This window comes from Paenibacillus sp. Cedars (assembly GCF_003184205.1).
GTDB classification, from domain to species: domain Bacteria; phylum Bacillota; class Bacilli; order Paenibacillales; family Paenibacillaceae; genus Paenibacillus_AQ; species Paenibacillus_AQ glucanolyticus.
Map to the genome: position 1 here is coordinate 4409879 of NZ_CP020866.1, position 16073 is coordinate 4425951.

The following is a 16073-nucleotide window of genomic DNA, read 5'->3' on the forward strand; positions in this document are numbered from 1 at the left end:
AAATTTAAATCTGTTATTTGGATCATTGTTGGAATTATTGCTGTTCTAATACTCCTCTATTTTCTTACTAATGGAAGATAAAACACAGTGATTTTGTATATGACCATTAGTTCATAGTTTCATCATAATAATACCCACCATGGTGTTTTAGTGGTTGGTATTATTGTATAGAAAAACATTTATTTCAAAGACCTTTTTATTTCACTTAAAAAAAAGGTGTATACGCCAAATCCAATCATATAGACATCTTGCTCAACATTATAGTTTACACTGTGATTTCTTGTGTACCAAATAACATCATCTCTTTTATTATTCTTATACTCAGTGTGTCTCCAAACTGCAAATAGAAAACTATTCAAGTATGGCACATCTCCCCTTATGTTTCTGAGTTCAGCCAGTGCTCGGCTGTTTAGCATAACAGGGACTCTGAGCACTACATTTTTATTGATAAATTGACTCCATGTGCATATAATTCTATTAAAATCAACCTTCAACAACCTCGCTCTCGAATTGAGAACCTAATACATTTATCCTTGATAATACTTTATCAAGTCCTTCAATATACAAGGTTTATTTAAACGCTCCTTTCACGCCCTTCCAAGTCCCTATCCGGGACTTGCACACTGCTTTCGCTCCTTTCGCCCCCCTCCAAGTCCCTATCCGGGACTTGCACATCGCTTTCGCTCCCTTCGGCGCCCCTCTAAGTCCCTATTAGGGACTTGCACACCGCTTCCACTCCACTCCAACTCAATGAACGCTCGACTTATACTGGGAAGGGGTAACGCCGGTCCACTTCTTAAAGGTGGAGCTGAAGTGCCGCTCCTCCTGATAGCCGACCAGGCGTGCGACGGCGTAGATTTTCAAATTCTGCTGGAGCAGCTCCTTGGCTTTCTCAATCCGGTATTGATGCAGGTAATCCAGAAAATTGACGCCGAGCTCCTGCTTGAACAGGGAGCTTAAATAAGTATTGGAGATATAAGCCTCGCGGGCGACCGCCTCCAGTGTAAGGTTGGTATTGTATTTCTCCTTGATCAGCTCCAGTACGGACTGCACCGTACGGTGCAGGGTGCGGTTGGAGGAGCAGGCTTCCACAAGATGCTGCATGATTTTTTTTACGATGGTAGCCAGCTCTTCCAATGTCTCTACTTGCGGCAGCTGTTCCATCGAATTCACCAGTTGGTTCTTCCATTCAAACGCTCCGATCCGGTGCTCCTTGGCGATTCTTTGCAGACTGATCATAAACGTTGTCGCCCGCAGGTTCACCTCCTGCTTGCTGTAATGGGATTGTGTCTTAAACATCTCCAGCCATGCGTCCAGTTGATCAAGTGCCTGCTCGAAACTTCCATGCCGCAAGTAATCCAGCATCTCCATTTCACATAAGTCAAATCTCTCATTATCCAGAATGGATGTGGACTCCGTACTATTATCATATCCGCTATCTTCGCCCCGCAGCTTCTCGGAATAGAAGAACACGCCGCCTCTGCCTTGATAGAAACGGGACTCCATCGCCTGAACCGACTCCTGATAGGAATCGTGGGCCTGATTGATCGATGCCTTCCATGAACCTAATGCAATACTGACGGTCATCTTTAAATATTTCTCCAAATTTCCCTGCAGCACCCGGATTTGGGGCTCTAATCTTTCTTGGGACGGAGCCGTGATCAACGATGTGTTGGCCGAGCCTCTTCTGCCCCTCTCCGCCATGCTGGCGACCCACAACAGATCGTTGCCTTCCTGGAACACTTCGATCCGCCCGCCATATACATTGTCCAGTGTTTCCTTCACAATGTTGACTGCCGCGTAGCGAAGAAGAACGACATCCCGTTCATCCAACGGAATTTGAGACGTATCCACGCGAATTAGTCCTACCTGAACACCTGCATTCTGGATATCCATCTGCAGCTCCAGCATGAGTCGGCCCCTGTCCTCCAGCGGAACAGCGGGATACCGTGTCCATTGGGACAGGACCTGACTCTTCATTAATGGAATGTTGCGGTTCCAGGATTGGTCCCTTTCCTTAAGCCTGGATTCGCGCGCTTCCTGGAACTCTGCCGCCTTCTTAGCCTCCAGCACTGTCCTAAGAATCTCTTCCGGGCGGCAAGGCTTCAGTATAAAATCGGAAGCGCCAAGTCGAATGGCTTGTTTGGCATAACTGAATTCATTATATCCGCTAAGAATGATCGGCCTGAACTTAAACCCGCGAGACTGCGCCTGCTCGATCAGTTCCAGTCCATCCATATGGGGCATCCGAATATCCGTCAGCAAAATGTCCGGGCTGCAGCTTTCCATGATTGACAACGCCTCGCTGCCGTTTCCCGCTTCCCCGCAAATGACAATCCCGTGGGATTCCCAATCAATTAACCGCACCATTCCCTCTCTTACCGATATCTCATCTTCCGCTATGAGCAGTTTCATAAACAGATCAATCCCCTTTCCTCTCCAGATGGATGACGGCACAGGTTCCTTTGCCTTCCCTGCTATCCAGTTCAAGGTAGGCACCGGATTGGAACAATCTCAGCCGATCCTGAATATTCAAAAGCGCGAACCCGGTTCGCAGCTCATCTTCCTTAGCCTCCAAACTGCGGTTCTCCACCCGCTGCAAGCCGGAAAGCAGCTTATGCAGCTGCGACTCTGTCATCCCGATCCCGTTATCCAGCACCTCCAGCACCACCGAATTGTCAAACCCGTACGCCTTCAGGGTAATAAAACCGTTCCCGTTCAGCGGCTCAATCCCGTGTATGATCGCATTTTCGGCCAGAGGCTGCAGAATAAGCTTGGGTATCATAAAGGAGGAAACCTCCTCGGCAATCTCAATCGAAAAATCAAACCGGTCCATAAAGCGGCGCTTCTGTAAAAATAAATAATTCCGCACCAGCTCCATTTCCTGTTCAATTGTGAAGAAATCCTTGCCGTCGTTCAGACTGAGCCGGAATACCTGGGATAAGGAGTACACCATGTCCGCTATATCCTTCTCGCCCTTTCTCTCGGCCGTCCAGCTGATCGTATTCAGTGTGTTGTATAGAAAATGGGGGGATATTTGCGCTTGCAGCGTTTTCAGTTCCGCTTCCTTCTGCTTTAACTGCGTAGCATACACATCATCGATTAATACCTTGATCCGCTGAACCATCGCATTGTATCCGGTCCCAAGCTCCCCGATCTCATCCTGTCCGGTAAAATGCACCCGCTGCGTAAAATCCCCCGTCTGGAGCTTGCGCATGGAGCGCGAAAGCTTCATCAGCGGCTTCGTAATCATATTGGACAACAACCACGTGATGACAAGACTAATCAAGAAACAAAGAACTGCCACGGCGACCGTCAGCTGTCCGATCCGTCCCAGCTCACTCACCAGCTTCTCCCTTGTATTGACCACAACGACATGCCAGCCCGTACTTGGAGAAATCGTCTGTGTAATCATCCAATCCGGCGATTCCTTCCACAGCCCCAGTCTCTCTTCCGTTGAGAACCTTGTTTGAGCCGCTTTCGTCCCGTTATAGGGTAGCTCTGTGTCATATTTTCCGATCCAGCGCTGATCCGTAGCTGTAATGATGAGCCCGTCTTCGCTAATGACAAACATCTCAGTTGCAAGCGTGGGCTGGCCCAGATACAATCGGCCGATACGGGCTGCGTCCACGCCAATCATAATCAGCCCTGCCGGTTTCAAGTTATAGATGTTGCCGATGACGCGCGACAGAACGATTTTGTGATAATGATCCCCGACAAAAATATCGTCCGACGGCTTCACCAACCCATAGACGGGACTGCCCTTAGCCTTGAGCGCAGCTTCATAATAGGGACCCTCCATAAAATGGGACAATGTCATCGCACTCGTAATTCCCGCCTGATTGGTTGCAAACGGTTCCAAATGTTCGTAGCCGGGTTTGAGCGTGTATAATATCATCGATTGGATGGAATCGCTGGCAACCATCATATTGGAGATGGTTTTGAAAGCTTTTTGCCGTTCCGCAGGTTGATAATCGGATTCCAGCAGTCTCTGTATCTCATCATCCAAAAAGAGGTTGTTGGAGAAAAACAGCATTTCTTTTGCAACACTGTCGATCTGATCGGCTGTTTTTTGAGTGAGCTGATTCTGGGTCTGCTTCATCTTGTCCATCACTTCTTTGGACGATATTTCATAAGCGATCCATCCCATAGCAACGATAGTTGCCATCAGAAGCGGAACGAACCAGAACAGCAGCTTAAACCGGATCGGCATGCCGGCATACCACCGCTTGTATCGTGGTGTGTCCTTCATGAATGCAATCACCTGTTTTCAGAAGAATATGTGAAGGATTGAAATTACTGTTATTATAGCGGATTCCTTCTGCAAAAAGTTGCGCTCCACCCCAACACCTGAAAAATGCATACATCCATCTGAAATTTTCGGCATGTTGCACACTTCCTCTGCCCGGTATGATGAATCTTGCAAGCTGAAAAATATCAATAAAGGTGGGTTAACCAAATGAAACCTATGAGATTATGGCTGCTGACCGTTATCATGGCAGTCCTTCTGGCAGGCTGCGGCGGCTCCGGCGGAACCACTGCAACCGACCCGGGATCGAATCCGAAACCGGATGAAGCCGGTACAGATCAAGGCACGAAGACCGAGGAAGCAGTAACATTGAAGATGTTCACAGCTTATGCCGACCGCGCGAACGGCCCGGGAAAAATAGAACAGGAAATCATTGATGCCTACATGCAGGAAAACCCGAATGTCAAAATCGAGGTTGAGGCATTGCAGGATGAGCCGTACAAAGCAAAAATCAAAGTGTATGCCTCCACGAACCAGCTGCCGGACATTATTCAGGCATGGGGACAACCATCCTTCCTCTCCCCGCTGCTCGACAACGACATGCTGCTCGAATTGAATCCGGCTGACTTTGATGGGAGTCATTTTGTTGCCGGTTCGGTTGACGGCTTCAGCAAAGATGGAAAAATGTACGGGATTCCCCGGAATACGGACTATGCCGTTCTCTATTACAACAAGAAGATTTTTGACGATAACGGCTTGAAGGTGCCCACCACGGTGTCGGAGCTGCTGGATGTCGTGAAACAGCTGCGGGCCAAGGACATTAACCCTGTAGCGATTAACGGGATGGAAGGCTGGACGCTGCCGATTATGTTCGATTACTATGCACAGCGTGCAAGCGGCGATTTTACACTCATGGATAAAGCCTTTAACGGCGAAATTTCTTTTACGGATCCCGGCCTTATTCAGGGGGCAACAGATATGCTGGCTTTTGCTGAAGCCAAAGGCTTTGCAGATGGCTGGCTGACAGCTGATTACGGTACGGCCAGAAATCTGTTTGGACAAGGACAGGCGGCGATGTTTTTCATGGGGAACTGGGAAGCGAGCTTGGCTACCGATGAGAACTTCTCCGAGGAGTTCCGTCAAAATGTCGGCGCCATCTCCTTCCCTGCATCCGACAAGGGCGCGCAAACGGACATTGCAGCATGGTATGGCGGCGGTTACGCCATCTCCAAGAACACCAAGCATGCGGATGCTGCTATCGCATTCATGAAATACTTCTTCACACCGGATAACTGGCCAAAAAAAGTATGGCAATCGGGCGCAGGCACGCCAGCGCAAAAGTTCGATCAATACTTAACAGGTGAAGAGACCGAGCTGCAGAAGCAGCTGATCGATATTTTCACCAATATGACATCGTCAGCGGGCACGCCGCTGCAGGACATTTCCAGCGATGAATTCAAGCAAAAATCGATGGAAATCCATCAGCAGCTGCTGTCTGGCAAAATCACGCCAGAGCAATTCGCCAAGGATCTGGATGCCGCAGCTGCTAAAGCAAACGGCAAATAATAATAATGAAAAAACAGGAGCGTTCCAGCAAGGTCTATCAGACCGGTGGGTGGGGCGCTCTTTTTTTCGTCTTGAACAAATTTTTATATGAGACGGAGGATTTTTTTACCTTTGTATGGAATAAATATACTTAGATCTGTTTACATTTGTAAACATAATTAATAAAGGAGGGTGAAATAAGCATGGATCAGGAGTTCCGCAAGAAGATGTTTCGGGGAGCCAAGATTGAAGACACCATCCTAGAGCTGGAGAAGCTGAGCCTGTTATGCGAGAGCTACATGGACAAGAGTGAATCCATTGACCGTCAACGGTTCTATGAAGGAATGGCTATCGCCTATACCACCGTCGCTCTAAAGCTGAAAGGAGAGTTTGATTATATTGATCGGGACGTGATCGGTCATCTCTACGAAGCAGCTGCAAATAACAAACCCCAGGAACCATCAGCACCTGTTCATACCGGGTCTTGCTCATTCTGCAATCGGAGCAAGGATGAAGTCGGACCATTGGCTCTCGGACCTGGAGTGTCCATCTGTGGGGAATGCCTGGAATTTGGCAAAGAAGTCATGGGAGCGCCACAACCCTGATTCTAAAATTCACCTTGTAACTAGGAGGATCAAGCTTTTTGTCCAGTCGGTTGAATGGGCCACGATTCATCCTTGCCAGCATTCGATGTAGATACTTTAAAAAGAATCCTCCTTTTGCGATCTAACAGATCGATGAAAAGGGGGATTCTTGCTCTGCCGTTTAGCGCATGAACATCCCCTATTTACAGGTTTATCATCCGGTAGATGATAACCACCCTTTCGTCTTGGTCGCATAGGCCGCGAATGAAGGTTTCGATTCTTCAGATGAAGAACGCTGTTTTTACGAATTCCCGTTCTTGATTTGTTTCGCCGGGGATCTTGACTCTCTCGCCGTCATTTCAGGAATCGGAGGCTAATCTGCGTTGTAATGGTCTGATAAAACAACCTCTGAAAAATGAATACACTCATCGTAAATTTCCGGCATGTTCACTGCCCTCCGCGCTCGGATACGATAGCAGTATCGGATATTGGGGGCTGCGGAAAGCATTCGGCCCCCCAAGTTTATGAAGAACGGAGATGTTGAACACCATGCACAAAGTACTCAGTGACAAAAAAGCGATCTTTCTGCTCATCGCTCCGGGCTTGATCTTGTTTATATTCATGATCTGCATCCCGATTTTCATGAGCGCTTATTACGGCTCCACCGATTGGAGCGGCATCGGTCAATACCAATATGTGGGCCTGAGTAATTATAAGGAGATCCTGTTCGAGGATCCTGTATTTTGGAATTCGCTCTGGAATGCACTGCTGCTCACGGCTGCCACGCTTGTGATTCAGCATCCGATTGCCATCCTGCTCGCCATCTTCCTTACGCATTGCGGTAAATACGAGAAGATATTCCGGACCATTTTTTTCATCCCCGCCGTCATCTCGATTGTCGTCACCGCCAAGCTGTGGAGTGGCATTTTCCATCCTAACTACGGATTGCTCAACAAATTCCTTGAGGGCATCGGGCTCGGCGTATTGAAGCATGACTGGCTCGGCGATCCGAACACCGCCATCTGGTGCATTATTGTGGTTGTCATGTGGCAAGGGTTTGGATATGCGCTGCTGCTGTACTACTCCGGCCTTCAAGGTATTCCCAAGGATTTGGGGGAAGCCGCCAAAATCGATGGTGCAACCCATACACAGCTGTACAGCCGGATTATGATTCCGCTGCTGGCTCCCATGATGCGGGTAGCCATCATCATTGCGGTCACCACCTGCCTTAAACAGATGGAAACCGTATTTCTGATGACGAACGGCGGACCAGCCAACAGCACGCAGTTCTTGGGCAACTATATTTACAAAGTCGCTTTCTCCTCATCCCTTTATGGATACGGGAATGCCATTTCGGTGCTGTTCATCGTGTTCTGCCTGATTCTTACGGTTGTGCTGAATAAAGCTTTGAAAAAAGATGTCGGGGAATTTTAAAAGGAGGGGTTACCGTTGTTTTCAACCATACAGCCATCAGCTCAAAAACCGCAGACTAAACCTGCTTCAAGCCGGATTGTCCGGCGCAGCCCCTGGCCTAGACTAGCACTGTTTGCATTTATGATCGTTGTTGCCTTGATCCAGCTCTTCCCATTAATCTGGCTGGTCGATTACTCGCTGCTGAAGAGCGGGGATTTCTTCGGAAAAAACTTTCTGGTATGGCCCGATCCGCCCCAATGGGCAAACTATAAAAATGCGTTCACCTATGGCCGTGTGCCATTATTCTTCTTTAACAGCCTGCTGGTTACCGTTATCACGGTTGCGGCTTCGGCCGTGCTGGCACTCATGATGGGTTATGCCTTTACCCGGATGAAATGGAAGCTGAGCGGCTTCTTTCTCGGCTTCGTCATGCTTGGTATGATCATTCCGATTCACGCCACGCTGCTGCCGAATTTCATCCTGTTTCACAAGCTGGATATGCTGAACAATCTGTTTACCTTGATTCTTCCTTACACGGCAATTGTCATTCCGATCAGCATGTTCATCATGACCGGGTTTCTGGAGACCATTCCCCGCGCCATTGAAGAATCGGCTGTGATGGATGGCGCCGGTATATTCGGCGTTATCTTTAAGATCATCTTCCCGATCACGAAACCGGCAATCGCCACGATCTGTGTGCTGAATTTTATCAGTACGTGGAATGAGTTCATTATGGCCAACACCTTCCTCACCAGCGAGGACATCAAAACGATCCCCTTCTCCATCATGAAGTTTGCAGGAGAGTACTCCTCCAATTACGGTGCGCAATTTGCCGTTATGACCATCATCGCTCTGCCAACCATTCTGATCTATCTCCTCTTCACCGAGCAGATGACCAAGGGCATTACGGCGGGAGCAGTGAAGGGATAGGTCCTGTCTGGATGAAGCAGCAACCTAGAACCCTCGGAAGGCTGCAAGTCCTCTCACATTAGACCCCCCCCCCCTGAAATTATGAGAGAGACAAACCTGAGGTTTGCTCCTTCTGTTTCAGGGGCGTTCTGTTTCATATATAAGTGGGTCTCATTGCGGAATTCATTCCTCAATCCCGTACCCGGGCAGCTGCCTCGCACGCACGCTGGATGGCTGCCGCGGCCGGGAGATTGACCTTAACTCCGTCTTCGCCCATCCATTCGACCTCGCCGGAAGCCGCGCCGCGTCCAATGATCAGGCGCTGCGGAGCGCCTGCGAGATCGGCATCCTTGAACTTCACCCCGGCACGCTCATCACGGTCATCCAACAGCGGCTCCAGACCCGCCTTGATCAGCTCCTTGTATATATGCTCAGCCAGATTCATCTGGGCCTCATCCTTAACCGCAACAGGAATAACGTGAACCTGGAACGGGGCTACGGACATCGGCCAGACCAAACGCTCCCCCGAAATCCGCTGCTCGGCGATAGCAGCCATGACGCGGGAAACGCCGATACCATAGCAGCCCATAATAAGCGGTTTCTCCCGTCCATCGGAATCGAGGTACATGCCATTCATAACTTCGCTGTATTTCGTCCCCAGCTTAAAGACATGACCCAGTTCGATCCCGCGATGAAACTGAAGCGGAGCGCCACAGCGCGGACAAGGCTCTCCTTCCTTCACATTCCGGAAGTCGCCGATGTATTCCAGTGAGAAATCTTGCCCGGGGCGAACCCCCTTCAAATGAACATCAACCTGATTGGCTCCTGTTATGCCAGCTGTCATAGAGGCGACTTCGTAATCGACGAGTACTTTCAGTGACAGGCCTACCGGTCCCGCAAACCCTACCGGAGCTCCCGTCGCCTGCACCACTTCTTCGGCGCTCGCCAATTCTGCAAGCTCCGCCTTCAAGTAGGATTTCACCTTGGTTTCATTCGCTTCACGGTCACCCCGGATCAGCACGGCATACAGCTGGCCGTCCACTTGATAGATCAGTGTCTTGATCAATTGCTCCGGGCCCACTTGAAGAAAGTCCGTCAGTTCCTGGATGCTCTTCACATTCGGTGTGACTACCCGCTCGATGGCCGAATCGCCGTCGACCTTCACCGAATCCACGCTGCCCTGCCTCGCTGGAACGACGGATTCGGCACGTTCCAGATTCGCCGCATAACGGCAGTCTCTGCAGGATACAACGGTATCCTCGCCAATATCTGCAAGCGCCATAAACTCATGGGTCTCTCCTTGTCCGCCGATGGCACCGGCATCCGCTTCCACCGCCCGGAACGTCAGACCGCAGCGCTCAAAGATTCGTTCATACGCTTCATACATGCTCCGGTAGGACACATCCAGGCCCTCCCAGTCCCGGTCGAAGGAATACGCATCCTTCATCAGGAACTCCCTCCCCCGCAGGAGGCCAAAACGCGGACGCCGCTCGTCCCGGTACTTGCTCTGAATCTGGTACAGATTGACCGGCAGCTTCCGATAAGAGGAAATTTCTTGACGCACAATCGACGTGATCACTTCTTCGTGGGTCGGTCCGAGCACAAACTCCCGGTCATGACGGTCATGCAGCCTGATAAGCTCCGGACCGTAAACGTCGTACCTGCCGGATTCCTTCCACAGCTCAGCAGGTTGTACTGCCGGCATCAGCATCTCCTGTGCTCCTGCCGCATCCATTTCCTGGCGAATAATCCCCTCGATCTTTCGCAGGACCCGCCATCCGAGCGGCAGATACGAGTAGATCCCTGCCGCCGTCTGACGGATATAGCCGCCACGGAGCATCCATTGATGGCTCAGCGCCTCCGCCTCGGACGGCATATCCCTCATCGTTGTCATCAATAATTGGCTTTGCCGCATGTTCCTCATACTCCTTTTTCATCCATGAAATTACCTGCCGAACGCAAAAAAGCACATCCGCCTCCTAGGGACGAATGTGCTCGTGGTACCACCCTGATTCGATCTTGTCCGACGTATAAACCAATCTTCCAAGAAACTCAATGCGGCGGTAACGGGCCCGGGCCGGCACCGCTTGTTCACGGCGCAACTACAAGGTAGGAAGAACGCAGTCGGACGGTTGGAAGCCTTTCAGCCAAGGGCTTCTTCTCTGTCACGCCGAGGGTTGCAATTCTCATGTCCTTGATGATCGTTATTCACGGGAAATTCATTTTCCAATACATTACAGCCGGGAAACCGCAATGTCAAGCACAAATAGGCCGGGCCCCTTTATTTAATGGGCTATATGGTCCAGCACTTGCTGCAGTATGCCGATGACATGCTCATCTTCATACGTGTAATAGTATGTATTGCCATCCCTGCGGTACTTCACCAGTCTCAAGCTGCGCAAATAGCCGAGCTGATGGGATACCGCCGACTGGCTCATGCCAAGCACCTCGGCGATATGGCCGACAGGACACTCCTCTTGCGACAGCAAGTGGAGAATCCGGATTCGCGTCGGATCCGATATGGCCTTCAGAAGACGTGACGCTTCCATGGCCTGGTCTTCATGCAGCAGCTCATGGTGCTCTTTTTCCATAAATTTATCCCCTCTTCTCCGTGATACCTTAACAATTTCGCGGGCATCCCGCGACACTCCTGCCTAAAGCTCGGAGCCCCGGTGTCTTTTGCCAAGGGCAATCCTGCGTTATTAAGCCCCTTCGCTATAGAGCCAATCATACTTGCCACACAGCCGGTAGCCCAGATGATCTTCCTTACCTTAAGCTCCGTTACATCCACGAATCGAAAGCCTGCAGCGACGGCAGCGACGGCTCTCTTTTTCAACACCACTTTACCGTACTTGACCGCTTGTTTCAATTCATAACCAAATATCGGGTCTCCCTAGCACCTCAGCCTGCGACTGACCCATGAGGACCTCCCGGCTGTTAAAACGTAATGTCCAAGCCACCTCTCAATAAATTGGATAAATCCAGTTGACAATACACGCATTCGGTCATACTATAGGCATAAAGTTGCTTCGAGGAAACAATATATGCTCGGCCCAATTTATTAGGGAGAGGTTAAACTTTATGGATGAGACAAAACATCTTCAGCACTTGCAGCAGGCAACGCTCGGAGAGCGCTTCCTGATTGAAAAGGTAGATATCCGTGGAGAGCATAAACGGCGGCTTCTGGACCTCGGATTTGTTCCGGGTTCCGTGATTGAGGTTCTGAAAGCAAGTCCGCTCGGTGATCCCACCTCTTATAGAGTAGCAGGTACCGTCATTGCATTAAGAAAAGAAGAAAGTCAGTTAATCTGGGGTAAGGTGATGTCATCATGAGAACTTATACCGTTGCGCTGGCGGGAAACCCGAACACGGGAAAAAGCACGCTGTTTAATGCCCTGACCGGCCTAAAGCAGCACACCGGCAACTGGTCCGGCAAAACGGTCAGCCTGGCGAGCGGCAATTATGAATACAAGGACACCCGCTTCCGGTTTATCGATCTGCCGGGAACGTACTCCTTGTTCTCCAACTCTGCGGACGAAGAAGTGGCGCGTGATTATATTATTTTCGAGAAACCCGACGTTACGCTGCTGGTCCTGGATTCAACCGCTCTGGAAAGAAGTCTTAATTTGGCGCTTCAAGTGCTGGAAATGACCGATCGGGTCATCGTATGCCTTAACCTGATGGATGAAGCGAAGAAAAAAGGCATCAAAATTGACGCCCGCAAGCTCACGGATCAGCTCGGCGTTCCTGTCATTCCGATATCGGCCCGAAACAATGACGGACTGGACACCTTGTCCGAGCAGCTGCTTCTCATGTGTACAGGACAGACTCGGACGACACCCTACCGGATGAAATACAACGAACAATTGGAGTCTCAGATTTCCAGGCTCGAGTCGGAATTAAGGGACATCTTTGGGGATGAATATCCCTCCAGATGGCTTGCGATTCGCTTTCTTGACGGAGATCAGAAGCTGATTGCAACACTCAAGCACAGATTATCGGTTTCGGATAAAGGAGGGATGACACATGGAGCAGCTCAAGCGCTTGGAAGCTCTAACAGCGGCCATTCCTGCTGAGCAGGTAGAGGATGTACGAGAAGACATCGTAGGCGAGTTGTTCAAAAAATCGCGCGAGCTGTGCAGTGACGCCGTGACCGTGACCAACCGGGAGCTTCTGTACCGTTCCGAGCGGCTGGACCGCATCTTCACCTCCAAGCTGTGGGGATTCCCGATTATGCTGGCCATGCTTGGCATTATTTTTTACTTAACGATAGCCGGGGCTAACGTGCCATCTTCCATGCTGGCGAGTTTCTTCGGCTGGATTGAAGGATACCTGACCTTGGCCTTTCAAGCGCTTCATGCTCCGGATTGGCTCCATGGGATCCTGATCCTCGGATTGTTCCGGGGTACCGCCTGGGTCATCAGCGTGATGCTGCCTCCGATGGCCATCTTCTTCCCGGCTTTCGCTCTGCTCGAGAATTATGGCTATTTGCCACGGGTTGCGTTTAACCTGGACCGTCTGTTCAAAAAAACGGGAGCACACGGCAAGCAGTCCCTTACCATGGCGATGGGATTCGGCTGTAATGCTGCAGCCATCATGTCCACCCGGATCATTGAATCGCCGCGGGAGCGGATGCTCGCCATCCTGACAAATAACTTCGTGCCCTGCAATGGACGCTGGCCGACGCTGATCCTGCTGGCCTCCCTGTTCATGGCTGCAGGCTTTTCAGGTGGAGCCCAGACGCTCGTGACCGCTTCCGTTGTCATGGGCATGGTGCTGATCGGTGTCGTTGTCACACTCTCGGTATCATGGGGGTTATCCAAAACCGCTTTGAAAGGCGTTCCTTCCCATTACACGCTGGAGCTGCCTCCATACCGGAAACCTAAAATTCTGAATACCATTCTGCGGTCTACCCTGGATAAAACCATCTATGTCCTGCGCAGAGCCATTATCGTAGCGGCACCCGCAGGTGTGCTGACCTGGATTCTCGCCAATATTCATATTGGCGATTCCAGCATTTTGCTTCATTTTGTTCATTTTCTTGATCCGTTTGCCCAAGCACTCGGACTCGACGGCTTCATTCTTATGGCCTTTATTATCGGACTTCCTGCGAATGAGATCGTGCTGCCGATCCTGCTCATGGGGTATTTGGCTACAGGTTCTCTCACTGAGGTTACCGATATGTTTGCCCTGAAGCAGATCTTTCTGGATCAAGGCTGGACCTGGCTGACCGCACTTAACATGATGCTGTTCTCACTGCTTCACTATCCGTGCGGAACCACGCTCGTCAACATCTGGAAGGAAACCAAAAGCGCCAAGTGGACGTTCCTGTCCTTCGCCATCCCGACCGCAATCGCGATCGGTGTCACGTTCATTGTTGCGCAGGTGGTCCGGGCGCTGGGCTGGGTTTAAGTATAACAAGAGCATGTACAATAATAACAACGAGCCGCGTCAAGAAAATTCTTGGAGCGGCTCGTTGTTATTTTCTCTATCTGCATGTTATGAAACCCTATCCTATCCCAACTTTAACCTTTAACCGAACCTGCGGCGATGCCTTCCACGATTCGATCACTGAGGAAGAGGAACATCAGCAGGATTGGCAAGATACTGATCATCAAGGTTGCGCCAATGGCGCCCCAATCGGTGGTGTACTGTCCGATAAAGTTCTGAACGCCCACCGTCAGCGTCTTAAACATGTCCGAGCTAATGAAGGTGTTTACAAATATGAATTCATTCCAGTTGTATATCATATTGATGATGGCTGTCGTTGCCAGAACCGAGCCCGTCATCGGAAGAACAATCCGGAAAAAGACCCGGTGAACCGAGCAGCCGTCCATTACCGCCGCCTCTTCCACTTCCTTCGGCAGCGTATAATAGAACCCCAGCAGAATCATAATCGTAATCGGCATGTTGAAAGCCACGTAGGACAATATCAAAGATATCGGATGGTCCGTCAATCCCACTTTGTTAAAAATGCTGAACAGCGGGATCAAGGTGGAATGCACCGGTATCATCATCGCAACCATAAACAATCCGAGGACAAAGGAACTGCCCTTCCACTTCATTCTTGTAATGGCAAACGTAACGAGGCTTCCCAGGATGACCGTGAGCGCCGTCGCTGCAACGGTAATCCAAACGCTGTTCAGGAAATATACGCTTATATTTCCTGCGCTCCATACCTTCTCGTAATTCTCCCAACGCGGATTCATCGGGAGGGACAGAGGAGGCAGATCGAATACTTCCTGGTTGTTTTTTAATGAGAACAGCAGCAGCCATACGAGCGGAAACAACTGAAATACGGCTACACCGATCAGCACGACATACAGCAGCATGTAGCCAAGCTTGCGTCCCGCTCCATTTCCGGATCGGGCACGCCCTTCCTGGAGCTGTCCTGTGGCTCCGGATATCATGAAGCATCCCTCCTTATGAATATTGGATCGTTTCTTTTGATGCCGTTAATTTACGAATGACCCACGTTACGATCAGGCAGATGACAAGCAGGAAGAACCCGATGGCGCTGCCGTAACCGAAATCATAAGCGCGGAAAGCCGTGTGATACATATAGGACGCCATCACTTCACTCGAGCCGTTAGGCCCCCCGTCTGTCATGACAAAGATCAGATCAAAGTACTTCAGGGAACCTACCACCGCAAGCACGATCGTAACCTTGATCACTTCCATGATGAGCGGAAGTTTGATTCTGAACGCGATCTGCATGGAGGTTGCTCCATCGATTTTTGCTGCCTCCACAAGCGAAGCCGGAATATTCTTTAATGCCGCATAATAGATCAGAATATAGAAACCCGCATACTGCCACAGAATCGGAATAAACAATGCAAACAATACGAGTGACGGCTCGGCAAGCCATGCCGGCGGATTCGATATCCCGATGGATTCCAGGAAGCTGTTCACAATCCCGTTGGTCGGATGATAGATGCGAAGCCACAGCTGGGCAATTGCAACCGATGACAACAGCATCGGGATCAGATAGATTTTACGGAACAGGTTGGCGCCTTTGATCTTCGAGGCCAGCACCATCGCTACAGCCAGATAGATAATAAGGCTGGCAGCCGAGAATACGGCTAACAGCAAGGAGTGCCATGCGCTGTCCCAAAATTTCCCGTCCGTAAGCAGAGCCTGGTAGTTATCGAGTCCGATAAAGGTCATCGCGCCGATTCCGTTCCATTCGTTCAGTCCGTAATAAGCGGTCAGGATGATGGGAATGTAGACAACGGCCATAATGACAAGCAGAGCAGGCAGTACATACAGCGCGATGATTTTTTTGTTGGACATCACTTTATCCAAAGTGTCCGACTCCTTTCTTCTTATCGTCTTGAGGAAAGATTATCCGGCAATAGCTGCCGGATAATCAG

General features: G+C 50.2%; 13 protein-coding genes. 7 read left to right on the forward strand and 6 right to left on the reverse strand.

Features of this window, described 5'->3' with window-relative positions; all coding sequences use genetic code 11:
- Nucleotides 1-747: 747 nt before the first annotated feature.
- Entirely contained in the window at nt 748-2415 is a 1668-nt protein-coding gene (locus tag B9D94_RS22100) for a response regulator transcription factor (protein WP_148247987.1), read from the reverse strand.
- 7 nt (nt 2416-2422) lie between these two features.
- Nucleotides 2423-4252 (reverse strand): cache domain-containing sensor histidine kinase, encoded by a 1830-nt coding sequence (locus B9D94_RS22105; protein ID WP_148247988.1) that lies wholly within the window; start codon nt 4250-4252, stop codon nt 2423-2425.
- 207 nt (nt 4253-4459) lie between these two features.
- On the opposite strand from B9D94_RS22105, the gene B9D94_RS22110 reads away from it, so the two are divergent.
- The 4 genes from B9D94_RS22110 (at nt 4460) to B9D94_RS22125 (ending at nt 8721) form a co-directional block, all read left to right on the forward strand.
- Entirely contained in the window at nt 4460-5815 is a 1356-nt protein-coding gene (locus B9D94_RS22110; protein ID WP_148247989.1) for an ABC transporter substrate-binding protein, read from the forward strand.
- Nucleotides 5816-5997: 182 nt separating this feature from the next.
- The gene (locus B9D94_RS22115; protein ID WP_148247990.1) at nt 5998-6399 is read left to right on the forward strand and encodes a ClpX C4-type zinc finger protein; all 402 of its coding nucleotides are present in this window, start codon (nt 5998-6000) and stop codon (nt 6397-6399) included.
- A gap of 528 nt (nt 6400-6927) precedes the next feature.
- The gene (locus B9D94_RS22120) at nt 6928-7812 is read left to right on the forward strand and encodes a carbohydrate ABC transporter permease (RefSeq protein ID WP_063478849.1); all 885 of its coding nucleotides are present in this window, start codon (nt 6928-6930) and stop codon (nt 7810-7812) included.
- A 15-nt stretch (nt 7813-7827) separates the two neighbouring features.
- The gene (locus tag B9D94_RS22125) at nt 7828-8721 is read left to right on the forward strand and encodes a carbohydrate ABC transporter permease (RefSeq protein WP_006208744.1); all 894 of its coding nucleotides are present in this window, start codon (nt 7828-7830) and stop codon (nt 8719-8721) included.
- Nucleotides 8722-8890: 169 nt separating this feature from the next.
- Here the strand turns inward: B9D94_RS22125 and B9D94_RS22130 are convergent, their stop codons facing one another.
- A complete protein-coding gene (locus B9D94_RS22130) occupies nt 8891-10615 on the reverse strand; it encodes a proline--tRNA ligase (protein ID WP_148247991.1) in 1725 nt (574 codons plus the stop codon).
- 370 nt (nt 10616-10985) lie between these two features.
- Nucleotides 10986-11291 carry an ArsR/SmtB family transcription factor gene (locus B9D94_RS22135; RefSeq protein WP_006208742.1) on the reverse strand — a complete coding sequence of 102 codons (306 nt, stop codon included), beginning with the start codon at nt 11289-11291 and terminating at the stop codon, nt 10986-10988.
- Between the two features lie 490 nt (nt 11292-11781).
- Here B9D94_RS22135 and B9D94_RS22140 point away from each other — a divergent pair, with 490 nt between their 5' ends.
- From B9D94_RS22140 to B9D94_RS22150, 3 genes are read left to right on the forward strand one after another with little or no spacing between them, the layout of a single operon-like run.
- Nucleotides 11782-12033 (forward strand): FeoA family protein, encoded by a 252-nt coding sequence (locus B9D94_RS22140; protein WP_006208741.1) that lies wholly within the window; start codon nt 11782-11784, stop codon nt 12031-12033.
- Nucleotides 12030-12776 (forward strand): FeoB small GTPase domain-containing protein, encoded by a 747-nt coding sequence (locus B9D94_RS22145; RefSeq protein WP_006208740.1) that lies wholly within the window; start codon nt 12030-12032, stop codon nt 12774-12776. The genes B9D94_RS22140 and B9D94_RS22145 overlap by 4 nt, the downstream gene beginning before the upstream one ends.
- Nucleotides 12727-14112 carry a nucleoside recognition domain-containing protein gene (locus B9D94_RS22150; RefSeq protein ID WP_006208739.1) on the forward strand — a complete coding sequence of 462 codons (1386 nt, stop codon included), beginning with the start codon at nt 12727-12729 and terminating at the stop codon, nt 14110-14112. Before B9D94_RS22145 ends, B9D94_RS22150 begins: the two co-directional genes overlap by 50 nt.
- 113 nt (nt 14113-14225) lie before the next feature.
- On the opposite strand, the gene B9D94_RS22155 is transcribed toward B9D94_RS22150, so the two are convergent.
- Together B9D94_RS22155 and B9D94_RS22160 are read right to left on the reverse strand one after the other, a co-directional pair.
- On the reverse strand, nt 14226-15110 hold the full coding sequence (locus B9D94_RS22155; protein ID WP_006208738.1) for a carbohydrate ABC transporter permease: 885 nt from the start codon (nt 15108-15110) through the stop codon (nt 14226-14228).
- Between the two features lie 13 nt (nt 15111-15123).
- Nucleotides 15124-16005, reverse strand: coding sequence for a carbohydrate ABC transporter permease (locus B9D94_RS22160; protein ID WP_006208737.1), 882 nt, complete (start codon nt 16003-16005; stop codon nt 15124-15126).
- Nucleotides 16006-16073 lie beyond the last annotated feature (68 nt).